Origin of the sequence: Nocardioides currus (genome assembly GCF_003057875.1) — a bacterium.
Classification (GTDB): Bacteria; Actinomycetota; Actinomycetes; order Propionibacteriales; family Nocardioidaceae; genus Nocardioides; species Nocardioides currus.
Map to the genome: position 1 here is coordinate 1 of NZ_PYXZ01000014.1, position 23,467 is coordinate 23,467.

Annotated in this window: 16 protein-coding genes and 3 pseudogenes; 13 read left to right on the plus strand and 6 right to left on the minus strand. The window is 66.3% G+C overall.

Translation table 11 applies throughout. The annotated features are described in order from the left end of the window. From C7S10_RS21680 to C7S10_RS21690, 3 genes and pseudogenes are all read left to right on the plus strand, one after another. Positions 1 to 461 (plus strand): annotated as a pseudogene (locus C7S10_RS21680) (transposase); the annotation flags it as partial. 167 nt (positions 462 to 628) lie between these two features. Next, on the plus strand, positions 629 to 1,570 hold the full coding sequence (locus C7S10_RS21685) for a tyrosine-type recombinase/integrase (protein WP_207769517.1): 942 nt from the start codon (positions 629 to 631) through the stop codon (positions 1,568 to 1,570). A gap of 399 nt (positions 1,571 to 1,969) precedes the next feature. After that, positions 1,970 to 2,773: a hypothetical protein gene (locus C7S10_RS21690; protein ID WP_133176585.1), complete on the plus strand. Its 804-nt coding sequence runs from the start codon at positions 1,970 to 1,972 to the stop codon at positions 2,771 to 2,773. Between the two features lie 27 nt (positions 2,774 to 2,800). Here C7S10_RS21690 and C7S10_RS21695 read toward each other — a convergent pair whose 3' ends face one another. Both C7S10_RS21695 and C7S10_RS23205 read right to left on the minus strand, forming a co-directional pair. Beyond that, positions 2,801 to 3,472: a DUF7669 domain-containing protein gene (locus tag C7S10_RS21695; RefSeq protein ID WP_133176586.1), complete on the minus strand. Its 672-nt coding sequence runs from the start codon at positions 3,470 to 3,472 to the stop codon at positions 2,801 to 2,803. A gap of 17 nt (positions 3,473 to 3,489) precedes the next feature. Beyond that, positions 3,490 to 3,546, minus strand: a pseudogene (locus tag C7S10_RS23205) (hypothetical protein); the annotation flags it as partial. A gap of 130 nt (positions 3,547 to 3,676) precedes the next feature. Between C7S10_RS23205 and hsdR the strand changes: the two are divergent. From hsdR to C7S10_RS21720, 5 genes are all read left to right on the plus strand, one after another. After that, positions 3,677 to 6,043 (plus strand): EcoAI/FtnUII family type I restriction enzme subunit R, encoded by a 2,367-nt coding sequence (gene hsdR / locus C7S10_RS21700; RefSeq protein WP_207769518.1) that lies wholly within the window; start codon positions 3,677 to 3,679, stop codon positions 6,041 to 6,043. Positions 6,044 to 6,116: 73 nt separating this feature from the next. After that, positions 6,117 to 6,710, plus strand: a complete 594-nt coding sequence (locus C7S10_RS21705) for a type IV toxin-antitoxin system AbiEi family antitoxin domain-containing protein (protein WP_108346996.1) — start codon at positions 6,117 to 6,119, stop codon at positions 6,708 to 6,710. Next, entirely contained in the window at positions 6,707 to 7,564 is an 858-nt protein-coding gene (locus C7S10_RS21710) for a nucleotidyl transferase AbiEii/AbiGii toxin family protein (protein ID WP_108346998.1), read from the plus strand. Before C7S10_RS21705 ends, C7S10_RS21710 begins: the two co-directional genes overlap by 4 nt. After that, a complete protein-coding gene (locus C7S10_RS21715; RefSeq protein ID WP_207769519.1) occupies positions 7,561 to 9,057 on the plus strand; it encodes a class I SAM-dependent DNA methyltransferase in 1,497 nt (498 codons plus the stop codon). The genes C7S10_RS21710 and C7S10_RS21715 overlap by 4 nt, the downstream gene beginning before the upstream one ends. Then, entirely contained in the window at positions 9,057 to 10,199 is a 1,143-nt protein-coding gene (locus tag C7S10_RS21720) for a restriction endonuclease subunit S (RefSeq protein WP_108347000.1), read from the plus strand. Before C7S10_RS21715 ends, C7S10_RS21720 begins: the two co-directional genes overlap by 1 nt. Here C7S10_RS21720 and C7S10_RS21725 read toward each other — a convergent pair. Beyond that, on the minus strand, positions 10,192 to 10,848 hold the full coding sequence (locus C7S10_RS21725; protein ID WP_108347002.1) for a JAB domain-containing protein: 657 nt from the start codon (positions 10,846 to 10,848) through the stop codon (positions 10,192 to 10,194). The two genes, C7S10_RS21720 and C7S10_RS21725, sit on opposite strands and share 8 nt — an antisense overlap. A 70-nt stretch (positions 10,849 to 10,918) precedes the next feature. Further along, positions 10,919 to 11,257, minus strand: coding sequence for a DUF3024 domain-containing protein (locus C7S10_RS21730; protein ID WP_108347004.1), 339 nt, complete (start codon positions 11,255 to 11,257; stop codon positions 10,919 to 10,921). 417 nt (positions 11,258 to 11,674) lie between these two features. On the opposite strand from C7S10_RS21730, the pseudogene C7S10_RS22925 reads away from it, so the two are divergent. From C7S10_RS22925 to C7S10_RS21750, 5 genes and pseudogenes are all read left to right on the plus strand, one after another. Next, positions 11,675 to 12,366, plus strand: a pseudogene (locus C7S10_RS22925) (relaxase domain-containing protein); the annotation flags it as partial. 516 nt (positions 12,367 to 12,882) lie between these two features. After that, on the plus strand, positions 12,883 to 14,145 hold the full coding sequence (locus C7S10_RS22930; RefSeq protein WP_243395536.1) for an ATP-dependent DNA helicase: 1,263 nt from the start codon (positions 12,883 to 12,885) through the stop codon (positions 14,143 to 14,145). A gap of 511 nt (positions 14,146 to 14,656) precedes the next feature. Further along, positions 14,657 to 14,887 (plus strand): helix-turn-helix domain-containing protein, encoded by a 231-nt coding sequence (locus C7S10_RS21740; RefSeq protein WP_108347006.1) that lies wholly within the window; start codon positions 14,657 to 14,659, stop codon positions 14,885 to 14,887. Positions 14,888 to 14,946: 59 nt separating this feature from the next. Then, entirely contained in the window at positions 14,947 to 16,068 is a 1,122-nt protein-coding gene (locus C7S10_RS21745; RefSeq protein ID WP_108347008.1) for a tyrosine-type recombinase/integrase, read from the plus strand. A 197-nt stretch (positions 16,069 to 16,265) separates the two neighbouring features. After that, positions 16,266 to 19,808 carry a hypothetical protein gene (locus tag C7S10_RS21750; protein WP_133176587.1) on the plus strand — a complete coding sequence of 1,181 codons (3,543 nt, stop codon included), beginning with the start codon at positions 16,266 to 16,268 and terminating at the stop codon, positions 19,806 to 19,808. A 372-nt stretch (positions 19,809 to 20,180) separates the two neighbouring features. On the opposite strand, the gene C7S10_RS21755 is transcribed toward C7S10_RS21750, so the two are convergent. Beyond that, on the minus strand, positions 20,181 to 22,034 hold the full coding sequence (locus C7S10_RS21755) for a hypothetical protein (RefSeq protein WP_108347012.1): 1,854 nt from the start codon (positions 22,032 to 22,034) through the stop codon (positions 20,181 to 20,183). Between the two features lie 200 nt (positions 22,035 to 22,234). After that, on the minus strand, positions 22,235 to 22,654 hold the full coding sequence (locus tag C7S10_RS21760) for a hypothetical protein (protein WP_108347014.1): 420 nt from the start codon (positions 22,652 to 22,654) through the stop codon (positions 22,235 to 22,237). Positions 22,655 to 23,467: the final 813 nt, after the last annotated feature.

Consider the following 23,467-nt stretch of genomic DNA (forward strand, 5'->3'; position numbering starts at 1 on the left):
ACGGCCCGAACCAGCTGTGGCTCACCGACATCACCGAGCACCACACCGACGAGGGCAAGCTCTACCTCTGCGCGATCAAGGACGTCTACTCGACTCGGATCGTGGGCTACTCGATCGACTCCAGGATGAAGACCCGCATCGCGGTCAACGCCTTGTCGAGCGCGGTCGCGCGCCGCGGTGGACCGGCCGCGGTAGCCGGGTGCACGGTCCACTCCGACCGTGGCAGCCAGTTCCGTTCCAGGCGCTTCGTGGAGGAGCTCAAGCACCACCACCTGACCGGCTCGATGGGACGCGTGGGTGCAGCCGGCGACAACGCCGCGATGGAGTCGTTCTTCGCGTTGCTGCAGAAGAACGTCCTGAACCGGCAGCGCTGGCGCACCCGCGACGAGCTCCGCCTGGCGATCGTCANAGAGGACCCACATGCGCTGCATCACTCGCGAGTCCGAGGCCAGAGATGCCTGAGGGCGTCACCCGCCGCGGCGATTCGTGGCGGGCTCGCTACCGCAACCCGGAGACCGGTCGCCAGCACCAGCGGACCTTCGACAAGCAGGTCTAAGCCGTGCGCTGGCGCCGTCAGCAGCTGGACGCCCTCGACCGGGGACGCTGGGTTGACCCCGAGGCGGGCAAGGTGTCGTTCCTGAGCTACTTCGAGGCGTGGGGACGCGACCAGCTGTGGACCGACGGGACACGCAAGGCGATGTCGCTTGCGGCACGGTCCACGACCTTCGCTCAGGTGGACCTTCGCCTCATCCGTCCCAGCCACGTCGAGGCGTGGGTGAAGGCGATGGCCGTGCCCACCGCCGGCCGGAAGCGGCCCCTTGCACCGGGCACGATCAAGACTCGCTTCGTCAACGTGCGATCCGTGTTCCGAGCAGCGGTTCGCGACGGGATGATCGCGGTGGACCCGACCACCCAGGTCCGCCTCCCCCGGCTGCGCCGTCGAGAAGCAGCGATGGAGATCCCGTCGCCCGAGGTCGTGCGCCGCATCCTCGAAGCCGCGGACCCACGGTTCCGCGCCTTTGTCGGACTGTGCGCCTTCGCCGGCCTGCGGCTCGGAGAGACCGCCGCGCTTCAGGTCGGCGACATCGACTTCCTCCGTCGCCAGGTCCACGTCCGGCGCCAGGTCCAGCGCCTCGACGGAAGGTTTGAGATCCGGCTGCCGAAGTACAACTCCGAGCGGACCGTCCACGTCCCCGACGCGCTCCTGCAGATGCTCTCCGAGCACGTCGCGCTCGGCCTGCCCCACGACTGGCTGTTCGCCGAGATCGAGGACGTGCCGCCGCACCAGAACACAGTGGGCCACCGCTGGCGCACCACGCTGCGCCGGGCCGGGGTCACGGACGTCCGCCTGCACGACCTGCGGCACCCTTACGCCTCCGGGCTGATCGCCTCGGGCTGCGACGTGGTCGCCGTCCAGCGCGCGCTGGGGCACACGAAGTCGACCACGACGCTGACCACATACGCCCACCTGTGGCCCTCGGCCGAGGACCGCGTGCGAGACGCCGCGGCCCACCTGTTCGCCGAAGTCGCCGGCTCTGGTGAGGGCACACTGAGGGCAGAACAGGCCTGAACGGGCCCCAAACCCCCTCTGACCTGGGCAAACAGTGTTGCGTCAGACGTTGAAGCGGAACGATCATGCGGGGTTTCGGTGGTCGTTGGTCATCGGTGGTCGGCACCGGAAAACACGGGCTGACCTGCGGAAACGCGTTCTCGGAGTCGTTGGGCGTCGTTGGCGATCAGCGGTCTCGGCCGGACTTCTTGCGGACTATTTGCGGACCCGCTGCGCAACTCGAAGCCGCCCAGTCCTCGAGGACCGAGGCCAACAAAGACATCGGTCCGACAAGGTTGGTCTCGTGCCGAATGTCGCGCAGCGATCGTCGTGGACCATCAGAATGTCCATCTTGCTGGAGTCGGCCCGTCGGTGTCGGCCCGTTCGGACCGCTAGTTGGCGCACCAGGAAGGACTGCCGATGAAGATGGAGGAAGTGGACTTCAGTTCACCTGTGTTTTCCGATCACCCGGGGGGCTGGCAGACACCGTCTGATCTCGTTGCCGGCTTCACGCTGGCATGGGCGCTCGAACTCAAGGAACGGGTGAGGTTGTCACCAAGTTCTCCGTCCGGCCCTGGTGTCATGGAGCGGCTGCCCGTCCGGTATCGCTATGACACCCTCGGGGGGCTCATTGACCTTGGTCCCATGGCAACCGGCGCAACCTTCGGTCGAAGCCCTGTCGTCCGCCTGACGGCGCTGTGCGGCGCATGGGAGCTGTTCGAGCATATGAACCGGACTTGGCGGATCAGACCCAACGACTTCGACCAGTTCTCGAACCTGCTCTCCTTCGTGACCGGAGGACTGGACAGGCCATCGCTGTACCGGGACGAGAGTGCCGACATCAGTAAGTGCCTGCTAGCAGTCCGAGTTCGTCGGTCATCCATGCAGATGGATGAACTAGACCTCGCCGAGCAGTGGTTCCTCACTGGCGACGACGACCTCACCTTCCAGGATGCGCGCGGAAACGATTCCCTGCAGTTTCACTTCAGCGGGATGCACATCGTGCCGCTACCGCTGTTCTCCCACCAGTTTGTCTCAGCGATCTGGTCAACAGCTCGTGTAACCGTGAATCAACTTGGCCCGGACCGGGTCATCTCGATGCACAGTGAACGTGTCGACTCTCTTACCGATTTGCTCGACCGTGGGGGCGAGAAGGCGCGAGCGGCCGAGCGGGAACTCACGCCGATGCAGTTTCAGCACTTCAACAACTGGCCCGGGTGGTAGGAGCGCTCGACCGATCAGTAGTCGACACTAAGCAAGGCTCTCGCCTTCGCCATCCTCCGAGACCAACCAGACTTCGATGCCGGCCACGCGCAGTGACGCGGCCGTGGCCGCGTACAGCTCGCGATACACAGGGAAGTCGGGGAAGCACATCACCGACATCGAGTCGGGCTCTTGCGTCCGAAGGCGCATGGCCGGCACCAGCGCGTGCGCGTACCACTTTTTCGCCTGCTCCTTTGGCGTGCTGGTCTTCACTTGGCCCTTCTTCGGACCGGTGACATAGAAGCGAGACGGGTAGCCCTTCACCTCAACCCCGAGACGCTGACCGTCGCGCTCGGCAACGACATCGAGGCCGTGCTCGCGCGTCGCCGTATTCGCCGTTCGGACGATGGTCCAACCCCCACGTGCGAGCCATTCGACGAGAAGGCGCTGGGTGTTCTCCTCCGTGTGCCACTCGGACGACGGGTCCCCCTCGGCCGGGGCAGCGGGCATCGGTGCAATCGCTGGAGCGGGGACATCGGCCCGCCAACCTTCGATCTCCTCGGGGCGCGCTCGCCGGAACAGACCTCTGTCGAGCTTGGTAAGGAACGGCTCCTTGGACGAGAACTGCGAGCGGTTATCCACGTTCCAGGAGGCGCCGCGGATGTGAGTGCGGATGGTCCGCTCGTTGGCCTTGTCGGGGGCGCGTGGCGGCGGAACCACGAGAGCGCCTCTTGCGAGCTGAAGGCCCCGGACTGGGTCGCGGCATAATCCCGGAGGAGTTCCCACACCGTCATCGATTCCTTGTCGCTCACGCCGCAAGAGTTCCACAGGCCACCGGCAGCGCGCGTGCTTACGTGCTGTGTTCCGGCCCTCTTGGGCGCCAAGTTCCGGCGGCTCCACTGCGCGTCCCCTTAGCCTTTGAGCATGACGGGGCGAAACGAGCGGGATACCTGCCGCGAGTTCGTCGTTCCGAGATTGGTGGAGTCCGGCTGGGAGGCCAGCTTCCGCACCGAGTACGTGGTCCGCTCGCACCTTGCCACCAACACCACCCTCGGCGGCGATGGCCGGGTCGACTACCTGCTTGAGATCGTGCCTGGCCTGCCCATCGGCGTGGTCGAGGCGAAGCGCGAATACTCGAGCCCGGGTCAGGGTCTCCAGCAGGCCATCGAGTACGCCGTCGCACTCGACCTCCCGACAGCGATCGCCTCGGACGGTCACTCCATCATCGAGCGCGACCTGTCGACGGGGACCGAGCGACACCTGGACGCCTTCCCGACCCCGCCCGAGCTGTGGGACCGGTACGCGCGCCACCACCAGTTGGATGAGGAGGCGCGGTCGGCGCTCTCCCAGCCCCTCTCGCAGACCCTGACGAACGCCGACGGATCCATAAGGCAGCTGCGCTACTACCAGGTGGTCGCGATCAACCGCGTCCTGCGTGCCATCCTCGCCGGCGAGCCTCGTGTGCTGCTGCTGATGGCCACGGGCTCGGGCAAGACCCTCACCGCACTACAGCTCTGCTGGAAGCTCCTTTCGTACTGGCGGGCCGTCGATGCCGAGCAACCCCGGCGAATCCTCTACGTCGCTGACCGCGACGCGCTCATCAAGTCCCCGCTCAATGGCTACTTCCGACCTGTGTTCGGTGAGGGCGCGACGCGCATCCAGGGGCACGCCGTCATGGGCCGAGAGATCTACTTCGCCACCTACCAGTCGCTGAAGAACAGTCACGACGCCGAGTCGACGTTCGAGGGCTACCCGCCGGACTTCTTCGACGTGGTCATCGTCGACGAGTGCCACCGCGGTTCCGTGCCCGGGTCCTCCTGGCGTGCCGTGCTCGACCGCTTCACGTCCGCAGTCCACCTCGGCCTGACCGCCACGCCAAGGCGCGAGGACAACGTCGACACCTACGACTACTTCGGCGAGCCGGTGTTCGAGTACTCCCTGCGCCAGGGCATCGAGGACGGCTACCTCGCCCCCTACACGGTGCGGCGCGTCGTGCTTACTCCCGATGCCGAGGGATGGCGGCCGGATCCCGGCGAGGTCGACACCTTCGGGCGAGATATCCCCGACGGGCTCTACACCACGCGTGACTTCGAGCGCCTCGTGTCGCTCCTGCGCCGAACGGACGCGGCAGCTCGTCACCTCACCCAGGTGTTCCAGGACCGCCCCGGACGTGCCGTCGTCTTCTGCGTCGACTCAGAGCACGCGGAACAGATGCGCATGGCGCTGGTGGCGCACAACCGGGCAGCCGTCGAGGCCGATCCATTCTGGGTGGTCCGGATCGTCAGTGCCGAAGGCGAGACCGGCCGGCGGCAGCTCGACCGGTTCTGCGACCCGGAGTCGTCGTCACCCGTGGTCGCCACAACATCACGGATGCTGTCCACCGGCATCGACATCCAGGACCTGAAGTACGTCGTCCTGTTCCGCCCGATCGGCTCGATGGTCGAGTTCAAGCAGATCGTCGGGCGAGGGTCGCGCCTCTACCCCGACAACGACAAGTACTCCTTCGAGATCGTGGACTACGTCGGCGCCTCGGTCCTCTTCTCCGACCCGGGCTTCGACGGTGAGCCGGTGCGCATCCGGACCGAGCGCATCGACGAGTCCGGGGAGGTCGTCGAGAGCGGAGCCGGGGACGTCGCCCCCTCGATGCCGTCGCTCGGCGAACCGGAGCCCGACTTCGACCGCACTCAGTCCGAGGGAGAACTCGACCAGCCGCCAGCGCGGAAGTACTACGTCGATGGCACGGAGGTCACGGTCACCGCCGAGGCCTACTACGTCGCCGACACCAGCACGGGCGCCCTCCGCCTCGTGGAATACGCGGACTATCTGGCCGGCCAGGTGCGCGTGCTGTGTCCGACCATCGATGACCTTCGCGCACGCTGGGCCGATCCCCAGCTACGTGCGGTTCTGGAGGAAGGCCTCGCCTCCCGCGGCGTGTCCATCGAGGAGATGTCGAGGCGCCTCGAACTTGCGCCCGAGACGGACGCGTTTGATGTGCTCGCATACGCGGCGTGGAACATCCCTCAACGGACCAGGGCGGAACGCGCTCGGCTGGTGCGCGAAGACCACGCGAACGACCTCGAGGCGCTGGTGCCAACCGCTCGCGAGATCATCTCTGCCCTCCTCGACCGCTACGAGGAGTACGGCGTCGAGGAGATGACTCACGTCTATGCCTTCCAGGTGCCGCCACTCAGCAACTTCGGCTCACCGGTCGAAGCGGCACGACACTTCGGCGGCGTCGAAGGCTGGCGCCAAGCCATCAGCGAGCTCCAGGGCTGGCTGTACTCAGCGTGAGTATTATTTTGGTGATCATGACTCACGCATAACTAAAGTTAATATTGACTTCGAATATCGCTATGCTGGCCCCATGGCGGGTACACGACAGGACCTGAGGCTGGCGCTGCAACGCCTAGCCTTCAGCCAGTCTGGATACTTCACTGCCGCCCAGGCTCTCGACCTCGGGTACAGCTATCAGGCGCAGAAGTACCACGTCGACAGTGGTAACTGGCTGCGTGTCGACCGCGGCCTGTTCCGGCTTCCCGACTGGCCCTCCGCTCCGGAGGACCAGTGGGTGCGCTGGACGCTGTGGAGCGAGGACCGAGGCGTCGTGTCCCACGACTCGGCCGCGCTCGTCCACGATCTCGGTGAGCTCGATCCTCGCCATGTGCACCTCTCCGTGCCCGTCGGGTTCCGCGCCGTCGACCCGGCGGTCGTGACGCACGTGAGCGAGCTACCTGCGACGGACGTCCTCGATCAGGGGGGCTGGCGGGTGACCACTCCGCTACGTACGCTGCTCGACCTCGCCGGCTCTGACACCTCCCAGGAGCAACTCGACGCTGCCGTCGCCGCTGCGCTCGAGCGCGGACTGACGACCGCCCGCCGGATTCGCAGCCGCTCTGACGAGGCCGGCGACCGAGCGGCACTGCGGATCGAACGGGCGCTCGGAGCAACCACAAAGTGACCGTTGACCGAGCACTACGCGACAGCATCAACCACCGACTGGCCAACCTCGCCGCCGAGCAGCAGGTCGCCCCCGACCGCATCCGCCGCCACTTCGTTTTTCAGCGAATCCTGGTTCGACTGTCCGCAGATGATGACACCTGGGTCCTCAAGGGAGGCTTCGCCCTCGAGGTGAGGCTCGGCCTCGACGCCCGGGCGACCAAGGACCTGGATCTAGCCATGCTGGAAGACCTCGACGGCGTTGAGGTGCAGGATCGTCTGCTCGATGCTCTCGACGTCGATGCAGATGACGGATTGACCTTCCAAGTGTCCGCACCGAGGGCGACCGCCTCGGACGAGGCCGGCAACCCCGGCTGGACATTCACCGTCACGTCGGTCCTCGGCGGCAAGGTCTTCGCGTCGCTGCGCCTGGACGTCGTCGCGCGGAGCGATGAGATCGCCGGCGCAGTTGGCACGATCGAGGTGCGTCCTCCAATTCTCGCCGAACGCCTGAGCAGCACCGCCATGCCGGCCGTGGACGTTGCCCAACACGCCGCGGAGAAGTTCCACGCCATGGCCCGGACCTACGCCGGCGGCCGACCCAGCAGCCGGGTCAAGGACTTGGTCGACGTGGTGCTGCTCGCGGAAGCGGGGCTGCTGCCTCATCCCGACCTGGCCGGCCGGCTTCAGACGGTCTGGCAGGTGCGGGACGGCGTGCCGCCACCGGCGCAGCTCCCCGATTTCCCAGCGGCCTGGATCGGCGACTACGCCGCGATGGCCGCCGAGCTCGACCTGGACATCGACTACCCGACCGCCCGCTCCACCGCCGAACGGCTCTTCGCCGAGGCGCTAGCCACCGAGGAGAACCAGCAGTGACCCGTGCCGCCAAGGCTGCCGTCCAGACCCCGCAGGCGCGTCTCGCGTCGGTCATCAAGACCAGCCGGGACATCATGCGCAAGGACGCCGGCCTCAACGGCGACCTGGACCGGCTCCCCCAGCTGTCCTGGCTGCTCTTCCTCAAAGCCTTCGACGACCTGGAGCAGAACCGGATGATCGTCGACCCCGGCTACCAGCCAGCCCTCCCAACAGGACTCCGCTGGAGCGCGTGGGCGGCGGACCCGACGAAGCGCAAGCAGGGCGATGCATTGATCACCTGGGTTAACGGGACCCTGCTCCCGGGCCTGGCAGGTCTGGAGGGTTCCGGCAAGGCGGGCGACCCTCGCGCCACCCTCGCAACGGTCTTCAAGGAGACCAACAACCGGATGCTGTCCGGTTACCTGCTCAGTGACCTGATCGACCAGATCGACAAGGTGCACTTCACGTCGGCCGACGACATCCACACCATGGCCCATCTGTACGAGTCGATGCTGCGTGAGATGCGGGACGCCGCCGGAGACTCGGGCGAGTTCTATACACCGCGGCCGGTGATCCGGCTGATGGTCGAGCAGGTCGATCCGCGCCTGGGCGAGACAGTGCTGGACCCGGCTGTCGGCACAGGCGGATTCTTGGTCGAGGCCTACGAGCACCTCCGCGCCCAAGCGCGCTCCGCGACCGAGATCGCGACGGCGAAGAGATCGATCAGCGGCTTCGAGAAGAAGCCACTCCCCTACTTGCTCTGCCAGATGAACCTGCTCCTGCACGAGGTGGAGCAGCCCAAGGTCACCCGCACGAACTCGCTGACCTTCCCGTTGGCTGACCAGCGCAAGGCCGGCGTCGACGTCGTTCTGACGAACCCGCCGTTCGGGGGCGAGGAGGAGAGCAGCAGCCTCGAGAACTTCCCTGCTGACTCGCGGACGGCGGAGACCGCCTGGCTGTTCCTCCAGGTCGTGATGGCGCGCCTGGAGAAGAAGAAGGGCCGCTGCGGAATCGTCGTCCCCAACGGCGTTCTCTTCGCGAACGAGGGCGCGCCGGCACGGATCAAGAAGAAGCTGCTCACGGAGTTCAACCTGCACACGGTGGTGCGGCTGCCCAACGGCGTCTTCGCGCCTTACACGCTCATCCCGTCCAACTTGCTCTTCTTCGAGCACGGCGGTCCGACAAAGGACGTCTGGTTCTACGAGAACCCCCTACCGGAGGGGCGGAAGAACTACACCAAAACCAAGCCGCTGCGTTTCGAGGAATTCGCCGATCTCCAGGCGTGGTGGGGTGGTCGTGGTCGAGTCGCCAGGGTCGAGAACGAGCACGCTTGGAAGGTCGACGCCGCTGCGGTGGCGGAAGACGGATACAACCTGGACCTCCGCAACCCACATCGTGCCGACGACTTGGCACATCGCTCGCCCGAGGAGCTCGTCAAGGAATTGATCGCAGTGGAAGAACAGATCCTCGAAGCCTTGGGGCATCTCCAGGTCGAACTCAGGGGTGACGGCTAATGACTGTGCGGGAGGTACGCATAGGAACGGTGCTTCGCCCCAACCGACGGTGGGTCAAGGTGGATGAGCTCGCGGAATACGTGGCCATTGTCGTACGCGGCTTCGGGAGGGGCATCTTCCATTACGAGCCGACCGTCGGCTCGGACCTAGGCAAACTTAGGTTCTTCAGGGTCGAGTCCGACTCTCTCGTCGTGAGCAATATCAAGGCATGGGAGGGCGCAGTCGCCGTCTCAGGATCGAGCGAGGACGGGACGATCGCCTCCAATCGCTTCCTGAGTTATGAGCCGATCGATGGCCAGGCTGACGTGAACTTCCTCAGGCATTACTTATTGACCGAGGAGGGCAACCAACGGCTTCAGCGCGCGTCACCTGGATCCGCGGATCGCAACCGCACCCTGGCCGCGTCGAGGTTCGAGGACATCCTGGTGCCCCTGCCAAGTCCTTCCGAGCAACAGCGCATCGTCGCGCGCCTCGACCGTGTGGCTTCGACGGCTGCCGGTCTTGGACGGACGCGAGCACCGCTGGCGCGCGTGAAGGCGCGCGTCTTAGCCATTGCAGAAGCTTCGGCTCTCCCTGCCCGACCCATGAAAGACCTCGTGCGTGCAGCCAGGACTCCGATCGACATCGAGGCCGACCAGTCGTACAGGCCGCTCGGGGTGCGATCGTTCGGCAAGGGTCTAATTCGCTACCCGGCGACAAAGGGTGAGGACCTCTCCAAGCTTCGCTACTACTCCGTCCAGCCGAACCGCCTCGTGGTCAGCAACATCAAGGCTTGGGAAGGGGCTGTTGCCATGACCTGTGATGGCGACGAGGATCTGGTTGCGTCCACCCGTTTCCTTCAGTGGGAAGTCGCCGACCCAGCCGCCGTAGACCTGCAATATCTTCGGCTGTTCTTCGCCACGCAAATGGGCCTGTCGCTGCTTGGGAGGGCATCACCGGGGTCGGCTGACCGAAACCGGACCTTGTCTAGCCCGCGGTTCTTGGACATCTCGATCCCATTGCCTCCGCTCGCTCAACAACAGCGTCTGGTCGATCTCGCACATCAAATCGAGACGATCGAGGCACAGTTGCAGCAGCGGGACGTAGTCTCGAGCGCGCTCCTTCCCGCCGCAAGGAACGAAGCCTTCGCCGGACTCACCTGACGCTGCGCCAGGAAGTGCCGGCGACGATCACGTGGTCAAGGAAACGAAGCCCAGTCGCGTCGGCAGCCCGACCTACGGCCTCCGTGGCCGCGCGGTCGTAGACGCTCGGGGTTGGATCGCCCGAAGGATGGTTGTGTGCCAGGGCGAACGCTCGACCGTCGTAACGCAGCACGGCTTGCAGCACCTCTCGGACAGGCAACGGACTCGAGTCCAGGCCCCCAATCGCGACCGGCACGACGCGAAGCACACGGTTGGCGGCGTCAGCCACCAGGACCACGACCTTCTCCCGTCGCTCGCGGGTGAGCACCGGTGAGACCAACTCAGCGATCGCGGCCGCCGAGTCCACGACGCGGTGGGTAGGGGCATCTGTGGCCCGCGCCGCCAGTTCGAAGGCGGCGAGCAGGCGCGCTGCCCCAGCCGGGCCGATGCCCGATGATCGCGTCAGCTCCTCAGGAAAAGCCGCAGCCAGGCCGCGGAGTCCACCGCACTCGAGGATCAGCTCGCTGCCCACCGCTACGTCGTCGCGTCCCTCTGCTTCGATGCCGGCCACCAGGGCGACAAGCTCGGCGTCGCTGAGCGCACCAGGTCCCAGACGCAGAAGTCGCTCGCGAGGCTGGTCGCCGGCGAGCGTCCGCGATCTGATCGACATCCCGCAACGCTAGGTCGCCGTGACCGCGGCCACTATCGCGTCAGCGACGCCTGTGGAAAGACAGGCCGTGTCAGCCCTTGAAGATGCAGGTTGGGTCGTCGTCGTACTCGGCCAACATCCGCTCGATCGGCTGATTCGGCTCGAGCAGGTCGTAGACATAAGCCCGGGAGTTCCGGTCGAACCAGTACAACGTCCAGCCCTTGGTCTGCTCGTCGTACTTCATCCGAGCCTGCGGAGTGTCGGTCCACTCCGGGCCCAACGCCGGATTCCACGGCGGTCGGTGCTCGACAATCGTCACGGTGCGACCGCGCACGCGGTGCTCCACCCGCACCTGCTCGCGCATCTCGGGCGGGACCTGCTTCTCGCAGAACCGCCGTATCAGCGCGAGATCGGTCTCTGGGACGGCCATGGACTCAGTATCTGACGACCCCCACCGCCACCGACAACCTGCCCCTCCTCTTGTCCACCCTTGATTGACAATCATCGACCTTCATCGGTCCTCAGGATCTCCTCACTTTCCACCCGTCTTGAGCCTCTCAACACGTCCCCTTCAGGCGGCACGCATGCTACGAAGGTTCGTAGATGGGTCGCCCGTAATCGGGCGACCCACGCGGCATTTCTAGGGGTCCGTTGGTTGTCGACGGACGTCGTTGAGGCGGTGGTCCGGGTGCACGGTGGGGTGAAGTTCTACCGCGGCGCTGCGAAGGCTGCGCGCGCCTATGTCGAGCGCGACCGTTCGCGGGCCGACGACTAATACCTCGGCGAGGGCACCGGCGTCGCAACCCGGCTCACCGCGACCCCGGACGGCGTGGAGCACGCGGGCTCGATGAACGGCGAGACCTACGAGCAGTGGGTCGCCGGGGTCGATGTCGACACCGGATGCAAGAAGGGTCGGGTCCGCGACGACGCGAACGCGCTGCGGTTCGTCGAGGTCACCGTTAACGGACCCAAGACCTGGTCACTGGCCGCCGCGCTTCATCCAGACATCTCGGCCGGGCTGGACGAAGCCCAGGACAGGGCCGCCGCCGAGATCGTCGGCTGGGTCGCGCAGCACGCGACCACCGGGTGGGACCGCGCGGTCGCCAGGTGCAGGTGCCTGTCGAGAAGGTGGAGGCTGCAGTGATCCGGCACTACACGTCGCGTGCCGGTGATCCGCACCGGCACCTGCACCTTCAGATCAACGCCCGCGTATGGGCGGCCGGCGCTTGGCGGGGCCTGCACTCGGTGGGTTTGCGCGACATGATCGAGGCGATCAACGGCATCGGGCACGCCGCGGTCGCCACCGACCCGGAGTTCCGGACGGCCCTCGCCGCACGCGGCTTCACCCTGGACCCCGAGACCGGGGAGATCGAGCAGCTCGCGCCGTACGTCGGGGCGTTCAGCGCCCGGACCAGTCAGATCCACCGCAACATCGACCGGTACGAGGCTGAGTGGCGGCGCGAGCATCCGGGTGAGGAGCCGGGCCCGCGGCTGCGTGAGGTGTGGGATCGGCGGGCGTGGGCCGATGCGCGCCCTGACAAGGTCGTCCCCACCGACGGAGCTGACCTGGTGGCGAGATGGAACGCCGAGCTGCGCGCCCTGGGCTACCCCGACCCGGCCGCCCGAGCCGTGCTCGAAGCGACCCAGGTTGGCTGGATCGACCGCGACGGTGCGGCGGACTGGGTGATCTCCCAGCTCGGGGCGAAGCGGTCGGCGTGGAACGCCGCCGACATCCGCGGCAAGGTCGAGGTCCTGCTGGCCCAGACCAACCTGGTCGCCGAGCCCGCCGCACGGATCGACCTCGCCGAGGATGTCACCGCCCGTGCCGCCGCACGCTGTGTTCGGCTGCTCGCCTCACCCGACGTGCCCGAGCATGTCCGCTCGCTGACCTCCCAGCAGGTGGTGAAGGTCGAGGCGGACCTCGTCGGTCGTCTCGCCCGCCGTACCGAGAAGCCCGCCAAGCCTCTCCGGCTGCACGGACGAGGGCTGAGGCGGGTCGCCCCGACCCGGGCCGCGGTCGTCGGAACCTTGGCCGGTGACGGCCAGCTGGTCGTCGTGGAGGGCGCGGCCGGTGCAGGCAAGACCACCGCGCTGAGGTCGACGCAGGCCCAACTGGCACGGCAGGGACATCGGCTGCTGGTGGTGACGCCGACGTTGAAGGCGGCCGAGGTTGCGGCCGCGGAGACCGGTGCCGACGGGCACTCGGCGGCCTGGCTGATCCACCAGCACGGCTGGCGCTGGGACGACGACGGGCACTGGGCCCACCGCCCCGACACCACCCCCGACCCGGCCGCTCGGCTGCGACACAGAGACCTGCTGGTGGTCGACGAAGCGGGCATGCTCGACCAGGACACCGCCCGCGCGCTCCTGACGGTCGCCGACGAGGCCGGGGCGCGGGTCGCCCTCGTCGGCGACCGGCACCAGCTTCCAGCGGTCGGACGCGGCGGCGTCCTGGACCACGCCCTCGCCTGGGCCCACCCGACGGCGGTCGTGTCGTTGGAGAAGGTGCACCGGTTCACCGACCCCGGCTACGCCGCGCTCTCCCTGCGCATACGCACCGGCGACGACCCTGCCGCCGTCTTCGACGCGTTGTATCGCCGCGGGTCGATCGTCATCCACCCCAGCGACAGCGAACGCACCGCCGCCCTCGCCGAGGCGGGAGCGGCCGGCGGCCTCGTCGTCGCCGACACCCGCGAGCAAGTGGCCAGCCTCAATGCCGCGATCCGCGACCAGCGTCGCGCCGACCCCGCCACGGGCAACTCGGCCGACGCAGACCCGTCCCTGGTGACCGCTCGAGGCGAACGGGTCGGGGTCGGGGACCGCGTCGCTACCCGCCGCAACGACCATGATCTCGGGGTCGCGAACCGCCAGAACTGGACGGTCGCCAGAATCGGCGAGGACGGCCACCTGATCCTTCACGGCCGCGGTCGCGATCGCGAGATCCCGGCGGAGTACGCGACCCGGTTCGTCGAGCTCGCCTACGCCACCACAGTCCACGGATCCCAGGGCGAGACCGTCGACAACGCCCACGTCTCCCTCGGCGACACCACCGGTGCCGCCGCGGCGTACGTCGCGATGACGCGCGGCCGCGAATCCAACACTGCCCACCTCGTCGCCGAGTCCCTCGAGGACGCCCGGAAGCAGTGGGTCGACGTCTTCAGCCGCGACCGCGCGGACCTGGGCCCCGCCCACGCCCGACGGCTTGCCGTCGACGCGATCGACCGGTACGGCGCGGTCGCCGTAGCGCCTCCAACGCCACGGCTCCCCGCCCCGGAGTACCGGCCGCCCATCTCACAACCCTTCGGAATCTGCCTCTGAGAAGCGGGTGCAGCCAACGACTTAGGGAACGCCGTTGACCTGCACGAACGCAGCGTTCCCCCTCGCGTTCCCCCTTCCTTGTTACCGCATTCCGGTAAAGCCCCTCGCCCACGCTGATCGGCGTGAATCAACACCGTGAAAAGCCCGCTGGGAAACGACTTAGGGATACCTGTTGACCTGCGGAAACGCAGGTCTCCTGGCAGGTATCCCCCTCAGGTTCCCCCGATTTCGGGGAACCTGCCCGCCCATGCTGATCAACACGTACAGGTCGTTCGCGACGACAACCAGCGAGGAGCACCCGATGAGTTCATGAACTTTCGGACGGGCGCCGCCTGACCTGCGAAAACGCCACCTGACGGGGGCGCCCGTCCCGAGGAGGGGCGGGGTCAGGACGGGCGCGAATTGGTGCCCCCCAGCGCGCACCCTAGGGCGCGTACCTCTCGACGACAGACACCCACCCATCACGACCGGCGACGAACGACGCCGGGAACCCAGCCACAAGGAGGCCGCCATGACCGCACAACCCAACGCCCCACGACCCCGCCAGAACCCAGGCGACGACATGCTCACCCTCCAGGAAGCGTGCCGCTACCTCCGCGTGCCCGAGGGGACGCTGCGCTACTGGCGCCACCTCGGCGCCGGACCCCGCAGCTTCAAGGTCGGCCGCCACGTCCGCTACTGGCGCGCCGACCTCGTCCTCTGGCTCACCGAGCAGACCAACCGTCCCCAGAACCGCAGCTGACCCTGCCCCACCGTCGGATCTCAGAGAGACGATGGAGCGATCCTGGAAGGAGCATCACCATGGCGGGAAACATCGCCAAGCGAGCCAACGGCAGGTGGCGGGCGCGGTACCGCGACGAGTCCGGCAAGGAGCACTCGCGGCACTTCGATCGCAAGGTCGACGCCCAGCAGTGGCTGGACCAGGTCACCTCCGCGGTGGTCACCGGCACGTACGCCGATCCCAAGGCCGGACGGATCACGTTCGCGGCGTTCTTCGGCGAGTGGTCGGCCCGCCAGGTCTGGGCCCCCGGCACCGTGCTCGCGATGTCGCTGGCGGCCAGATCGGTGCCCTTCGCGGGGAAGCCGATGAAACAGGTCCGGCGCTCGGACGTCGAGACCTGGATCAAGCAGATGAACGCCGCCGGGCTCGCCCCCGGCACGATCAAGACGCGGTACGTCAACGTCAGATCGGTGTTCCGAGCCGCCGTGAAGGACCGGGTGATCGGCTCCGACCCGACCGCCGGCGTACGCCTCCCCCGCGGCCGTCGCGCGGACGTCGCCATGTCGATTCCCGCTCCGGAGGAGGTCGGACAGCCCATGGCCGTGGCTGACGAGCGGTTCCAGCCGTTCATCGCCCTCTGTGCTTTCGCCGGCCTGCGGCTCGGCGAGGCCGCCGGGGTCCAGCTCGGCGATGTCGACTTCCTCCGCAGGTCGCTGAAGGTCTCCCGCCAGGTCCAGCGCGTCAACGGTGGCGCGATCGACGTACGGGCCCCGAAGTACGGCTCAGAGCGCGTCGTCTACCTCGCCGACAGTCTCGTCAACGTGCTCGCCGAACACGTCACCATTCACGGCACCACCGGCAAGGATCGGTGGCTCTTCGCCGGGGAGGGCGACAACCCACCGCACCAGAACACCGTCGGCTACTGGTGGCGCAAGACCCTGCGCGACGCCGGCCTGTCTGGCATCAAGCTCCACGACCTGCGGCACTTCTACGCCTCCGGCCTGATCGCGGCCGAGTGCGACGTCGTCACCGTTCAGCGGTCGCTCGGCCACGCGAAGGCCACCACGACGCTCAACACGTACGCGCACCTCTGGCCGACCGCTGAGGACCGCACTCGCAAGGCCGCGGAGTCGATCATGTCCGCGTCCATTGGCGAGCCCGCCGCGGCCCACGCCGACTCACGGTCAAGCTCGAGGGAGTGAACCACGTCCCTCTTCGCAAATGTGCTCTCAAGGGCGTCGCCTCGTACGTCGCCGGTGGTGCGTCCCAGCCCAGATAGACGCAGTTGAATCGTTCGGGCGGGAATAGCCCATTCCCTACCTGCGCGGCAGGTCACGCCTAGTCTCTTCACACCCCAGATTCCTAGGTGCAACCAGCGAGATGACCGGAAGCGCGTCCCTTGGCCGAGCAGACCAGCGGTACCCCAGTCGAACAACCCGGCACCCCGGACGCCCTTGAGCTGAGTTCGCACGCACCCACGTCAGGCCCCGGGATTCACCGCGGAATCTGGACCGCTCAGCGCGAGGAACTCCGCGGTGCGCTCGCGTCGCAGAATGCCCTGTGCGGCCAGCTGTATCGAGAAGCAGTCGACGCTCTGGGGGCACCTGAGCTCGACGTAGGCAGGCTGGTCGTCGCTGGTCACGCCGTGCGCGAGCTCGTCAACCTTCTCCCGGCAGTCCTCGGCGACGTGAACCTGCCCGAGCGAGTACGCGACTCCGATCTCCGCGACGAGCTCGTAGCGGCGTGGAACGAGTACAAGGCCGCCATCGCCACCGGTGCTGCTGCTCCCGGTCTGATAACGACCAGGGTGGCGAACGCCATCGACGTATGGGTTCAAGCGCAGAACCAGATCACAGAGAACTCCCAGACGCGCCGAGCGGCACTGGTCTTAGGGACGACCGAGGCAGTCGCGGATAGCAGCGTCACGGTTCTGATCGGCGCAGTCGGTGCGTTCGAGCGCCTCCGCCATCCGTCCAAGGCAGACTCCGAGTCGCCGGTGGACCGAAACGCTTTTCAGGACGCCCTGAGCATCATCGAGAACGCGATCACCAGTCGCATCCTGGGCTTCTTCGCTGTCAAGGCGAAGCTTCAGGACGTGGTTGACGCTGCGAACGTGCAGACCGAAGACGGTGCGTGGACACCACCCGCGGAATCCGACGTGCGCACAACACTCGCGCGGATCGGAGGGCTTCAGCACCGCAGGATCTTCTACGACCAGCTCGGCAACCCTGAGTGGATCGGGCCGTTGGATCGTCTTAAAGCGCTCGAGCCACCTAAGGCGATCGACCCGCACGCCGAACAGCGCTGGCAACCATGGCCGGCCGGGGACTACCTCGTACGCATGGCCGACCACCGACCCGCCGAGGTGCGACAAGTCCTGCTCCGGGTCGTCGACGAGGAGACGGCATGGCCTGCCAAGGTCCGCCTCCTCGAAGCAGCTCTTCGGATGCCGGCCACGCAGGCCCGAGGGATGGCATCAGCCATCCAGTCGCACCTGACCGACGAGCTCGACCCGAATCTGGCCCTGGATGTGGTGGCCTTCATCGAACAGCTTGCGCGGGCGGGAGAGTCGCGACCAGCAATGCGCCTGGCCCAGACCGTGCTACGTCCGCGACCTTCTCCCAGCACAGGAGGCATTGGCCGCCGGGCCGTGCGCGCCGGAATCGATTCGTACTGGTACGCGCAGGCGTTGAAGCGGGTGACGTCCGCCCTCAGCGCCGACCCGCGGCTTCTCGGCACGGTCTACGCCTGGCTACGTGAGGAACAGCTGCTCAGCGATGCATGGGACCCGGACAGGGCCAGGGACTGGGACACGAGCACCATCTGGCGACCGTCGATCAGCGACCACGAACAGAACCATCGCCACCACGACATTGCAGACGCGCTGGTTGATGTTCTCAGGGATCTGGCGATCAGTCAGATGGAATCCGGGATCAGCCTCGAGCGGGTGTTTGACACCCTCGAACGCGACAGGATGCCGATCGCGATGCGAATCGCCCTCTATGCACTCTCTGCGCAGAGCGGCCAACAAGGCGACGCGCTGCAGTTGGCGACAGAGCGCGTGCTCGATAGGGACCTCCTTCACCAGCCTTGGTTCTTCCGTGAGTACACGCAGTTGGCGGCAGCTGTTCTGCCACGACTCAACGACACTGATTTCGGTCGCTGGGAAGCGCTCGTCGACGAAGGCCCTCAGGTCAGCGCGGAACGTCGTCAGCGAATCGTGGAGCATCGGGAGGAAGGACAGACCGAAGACGACGCGTTCGATCAGTACGCCACCATGCGTCGCCACGAATTGCTCTCAGCCATCGGCGCCGGTGCGCTCCGCGGTCGCCTGCTCGACACCCACACTGCGCTCGTAAAGGACTTCGGCGAGTACGAACACGCGGGATTTCGGAGCTGGCACTCAACTTCTTATGGCGAGGAGGCTCCGCCGATTGCCATCGAACTCGCCGAACTGCCTGCCGTCGATGTCCTAGCCGCCGTTCGCTGTTGGGAACCCGACAAAACTCAGACCGGGTCAAAGGAAGGTCTGGCGGAGTCCCTGCGAGAAGTCACCCAGGCCCGACCCGCCGACTTCAGCCCGCTGACACAGACCTTTGTGCAGCTCGACGAGCCCTACCGGTCTCGGTTCCTGGACGGGATACGAAGGGCTGCCGAATCCCAGGCGACTGCCATTGACTGGGCTGCATACTTGCTCGGCGCGAGAGAACTACACGGCATCCTCGAACGGGAGGAAGGTCGGAACACCTACCCGGCCCGACAGGTGTGCAACGCCATCGAGAGCGCCGTGAACGGAGAGCGGACGCGGATACCTGAGCAGTTGCTCTCGGATGCTGCATCGATCGTCGCGACGTGGATCGACGACCCCGACCCCAGCGACGGGGCAAACTCCGGTGGCGACCACCTCACTCAGGCGCTCAACACCCTGCGCCCCGTCGCCGTTCGCACCCTGATCCGCATTGCCAGAGCGGCGAAACTTGCCCACAGCGAGGATTTCGACTCTGCGCCGGTCATCGCTGCGGTTCAAGAGGCGCTCCACGGCCGGCTCCTTCCACGTGATGCGAGCCTGGCCGTCTCATCCGCGTTTGGTGAGGGCCTGAGCCTGATGATGTGGATGGACGCGCCGTGGACGACCTCGTGGCTGCCAAGCGCCACGACGGCCGACGCCTGGGGCGACGTCTTCGTGACCACCGCTCTGACAACCAACACAACGAGCACCCAACTGCTGAACGACCTCTGGGCCAGCATCGACGCCATCCTCGATCGCACTGCTTCAGGCGAATCTGTTGAGATGGGTTGGCGGTCGGACCGCTCCATCGACGAGGTCGTCGGCGACCATCTGATGACCCTGGCAATGTGGGGCGCATCCTCTCCGTGGCCCGCGCGCACGGAGTCCTACTTCGCGCGCGTCAGCACCGAGGCCGCTGCATCCGTGCTCGGGCAGGTGGGTTGGCGCCTGATGAACACAGCCGAACCCCCGCGGGGACTCGTCGAGCGCGCTGAGGCGATCTGGGACGCTCGACAGGTTGTGGTCGATCGCGGAGACGCAGATGCTGGGCAACTCGCCCAGTTCTACTGGTGGGTTCACAGCAACAAGTTCCCCGTTACTTGGTGGCTCCCCCGTCTCGCCCGCGTAGCCGACCAGATCGACTTCGACGGCCGCAGTTTCATTGGCGAGCACATCGAGGAAGCCGCGCACACGCAGACCGGGGACGCCGTGGCTCTCATGACCCGACTCCTCCGAGGCGACGAGACCAGGACTCTGGCACGCCACGGTCTTGTCACCTCTGCCCCAAAGGTGATCGCGCTCGGACTGCGTTCCGCCGATGAAGCAGTCAAGCAGGCGTCCCGGGAACTAATGGACCTGCTGGGCGAGCAGGGCGTGGTCGATATGGACGAACAGGTGTCAAAGGCCTCGCGGGAGCTCGACGTCGCGAGCTGACAGGACCATGTCTGTCACGCTGGCGTGTCGTTACGTCCTCGCGCTCGGCGGGATCGTCAGCGCTCTCGATGCCGGCCTTCACGCGACGCAGGTCCTCGTCCGACGTACCGACTCACCACAACCGGGTGTTACGACCGCGCTCGCGGCAACTTCCATCGTTACGGCGTCGACTTCCTCACCGTCAGTGGGGCCGGAGTGTGAGCGAAGGCGGGAGGCTGCGTTCCGCCACCCAGATGGCGGGTCCCGCCCACCGGGTCGAGTCCGGTCGGCCGAGCGTCACTGTCGGTTTAGTGGCTGACTTCGACGACTACGGCGGAGTTCCATCGTGGAACCCGACCGCGGTCCGCGTCCCGCTGGTGGCGGAGCAACTACTCATCCCTCGTCCGCTGTCGCGCCATCGCGTTCGGTTGCAGGCTCGTCTGGCGGCTCAGACTCGGATGAGTCCGCGCCGGCCTCAACGTTCCGCACGCCGAAGAGGAACTTGTGAGAGTCGAAGTTGGGATCGTGGTCGCCTGCGATTAGCCGCGCCTCCCATGCGAGCAGAGGTTCATTGCCGGGCAGTTCGGCGACGGCGTTTCCGGCGAACACAACAGCCTCGTCGTGTCTGCCGGTGGCCTCGAGCTGGTCGGCGGCCTCAAGCTGGATCAGCGCGTCGATTGCGGCGGGAAGCGGCGCCTGCTTCCCGGTGTGCCGGGCGTCGTTTCGTGCCTGCGCCATGGCGACCCAGTCGTCGGTACTCCACGTCTGCAGCGGAACGTTGGACAGCAGCGAAACGGTGAAGGCACTGGGTGATGGAGCGTCAAGCACCGCCTTGTACTCGTCCAGGAACGCGATCGCCTCCGGGCGGTGCTCTGACGGGTCGACCCATGCGTGCCACAGGACGTGGATTGCGATAAGGGCCGTCCTTGCCTCACCGGCGGGCAGGGTGGGGACCAGGCCCTCGATCTCCTGGCACACCTCGTGAAGAGGGAACCCCTCCTTGTGGTGTCCGCCGATCCATCCGATGAGTGCCTCGGCGAAACCGTCGAACCGGCGCGTCGCCGTCTCCTCGGAGAGTCCCCCGGGTTGCGAGATCCAGTACTGAGGCGCGAGTTGCATGTCGACGATTCCGGGCAGAGCGTTGCGGTAGTCCCACGGTTCGGCTGGGACCTTGTCCGCGTCGATGACGTACCGGCGGACGACGTGTCTGACGAGGCGCCACAGTCCGGCGAGGGTGAGTACGCGCTCGAAACTAGGCTCGTACGCGGTCTCTGCACCGTTGGTGAAGAGCCACACGCCTTCACCAAGGTCTTCGAGCACGTGGCTGCGCCGGGACCGGATGTCGTAGGCGATAGCAAGCATCCGCTCGATGTCGGGCGCCCGGGGTGGACTCACCGCCCCAACTGCCTCGCTGCGGTAGTAGTCCGGTGACAGTCTGGCCATGGTGGAGGAAATGAAGCGCCGCTTGAGGCCGGCTCGCTCGGCTTCGAGAACAGCAGCACGCACTCCGTCAGCCACTTCCTGATTCACGTCGGCCAAAGCTGCGTCGATGATCTTCCGTTTGGAACCGTCGTAGCGGTCCCAGGTGACTGGGGTGGAGAGTTCGTCGTCCGAGATCGATTCGAGAGCTGCAACCAAGTCGGTGTAGGCCCCCGTGGGGTCGTCCAGGGCTCGTCGTGTGGCGTCAACCGTGTTGCGAACGGCGCGCATGACGCGAGCGAAGTCCGCTCGGCTCAAGTTGAGGAGGTCGTCCATGAACTGGCGGAGTTCGTCCCACTGGTCGGGCCTCACCGATTGTCTCGGCTCGAACACGCCCGGAAACAGGTCGTTGGCCGAGCGACCACGCGACGTGCCTTCGCCGGTGACCAGTCGGCGGGTCTGGTCGTGGTTGCGGCTGACGGTTCGGTTCAGCACAAAGGTCATTAGGTAGGCAAGGTCGTCGACGAGGTCCGTACCAGCGGTTGCGATCATGAAGTCGTCGGTGCCGTCGGGACGTTGTCGCTCGAGACGGTCGACGACCGCGATCATCGCGGATGTGGTGAGCCCCGTCTCAGTCGAAGCGACCACTTCGCCGACAGGTAACTCGATCGGCGTGTCACCGATGAACCAAGCGTTGCTGTACACCGTGTAGCGGTGTTCGGTCTCGTTGAGCGGGACGTCGGGTCGGAAGAAGCGTCCCGCAGCGATCTGGAGCATCAGCTGCCCGCGCAACTGCCGCGCAGTCTTGTCCTTCTCCCTCTTCGCCACGGGTCTACTGTCGCGTGCCGCCCGTGCCTCCTTCAACGTCCTGTCTGCGCAACATCCGCTTCCTGATCCGCCGGACACAGCTCGCGTCTAGAACAGGTCGCATGCACCGGCGACGCCACATGGGGCATTGACCACGACGACCAAGGACGCGGGACGATTGCTGCTGACACGATCTGCCGCCTGTTGGCTATACCAGGAAGCTAGAACGGCGACTTCCAGGACTGTTCGTCGTCGTCCCAGTACAACTCCCCGGACTCACCTGCCGCCTCACGGACGTCCTCGGGAAGTTCTAGCAGGGCTTCAGCCGGGGTTGCCGGTCCGAGAATAAGTTGAAGACCCTCATCGTCCTCCAGGACCAGTTGCGACTCGGCACGCATCTTCGCGCGAAGTCCTTCAACGAACTTCTTGAGTCCGTGGTACGAATCCGCGCCGGCCTCCTCGAAGAAGCCCCTGCCAAACGCACCACCGACGAAGGCCAGGACGATAAGTACTGCCGTAGCCGACTTGGTCCCGTAGTTGGCGGTGACCTCCGCACCCTCATCCCAGTTGCGTGCGAAATCCCGCACAGCCTCGACGTCCTCAGGTGGAAATGCTTCGTGCATCACGATCCGCAGGGTCATGCGAGCGACGGTATATGTCATTCACCTCGGCGATGCGGGACACCCCTACCTGCCGAGCGTCCCATCTTCCTTCCAGCCGCCGAAGGGTCGCGTCACAGTCGTGTCAATTGGATGCGCCGAGGGCGGAGATTGGACCTTCGGAACATCCCGATCAAGCCCATGCAGCTGAAATTCTTGCGGACTCTGTGCGGACTGGGAGGGGGCACACCCCCTCTGACCTGCGGTTTTGCGTCGATTCACACGTTGAAGCGGAACTCCACCACGTCGCCGTCGGCCATCACGTAGGTGTCAGGAGTTCCCCTGGAACTCCTGCCTTCCCTTCGGGCCTTGCCCATGCGTCTTGCCGGACGGCTGGGAGTTCGCATGACAACCTGCCTGGAGTTCGCACAGAACCGGCTACAGAACCGGCCCATCAAGGAGTCAACCCACAAGGAGTACCTCGCCACCCTTCGGACGTTAGGAGTCGCTGACCTGCACGTGGAAGAAGCAACACTCGCACTCCTGAACAGTCGTCTGCAGCGAGTCCTGACCGCGTCGACGCGTCGCAAGCACGCCATCAACCTGCGAGCGTGTCTCGGTATCGCCGTCCCATGCCCGAAGCCTGCTCAGAAGCTCCACGACCTACCCCCGCTGGGGGTCCTGCACGATGCCTTGGAGCGGAGTCCCTACGCGATGTGGGGTCTGGTCATGGACAGAGCCCCGCGGGGTGGTGGGCTTTGAGGTGATCCTCGGTGCCTACACGTCGCTGCTCTCGATGGCGGCGACCGAGTCAGTATCGCTGGTGTCGTAGAGCTTGGCCATAGATCCCTCGGA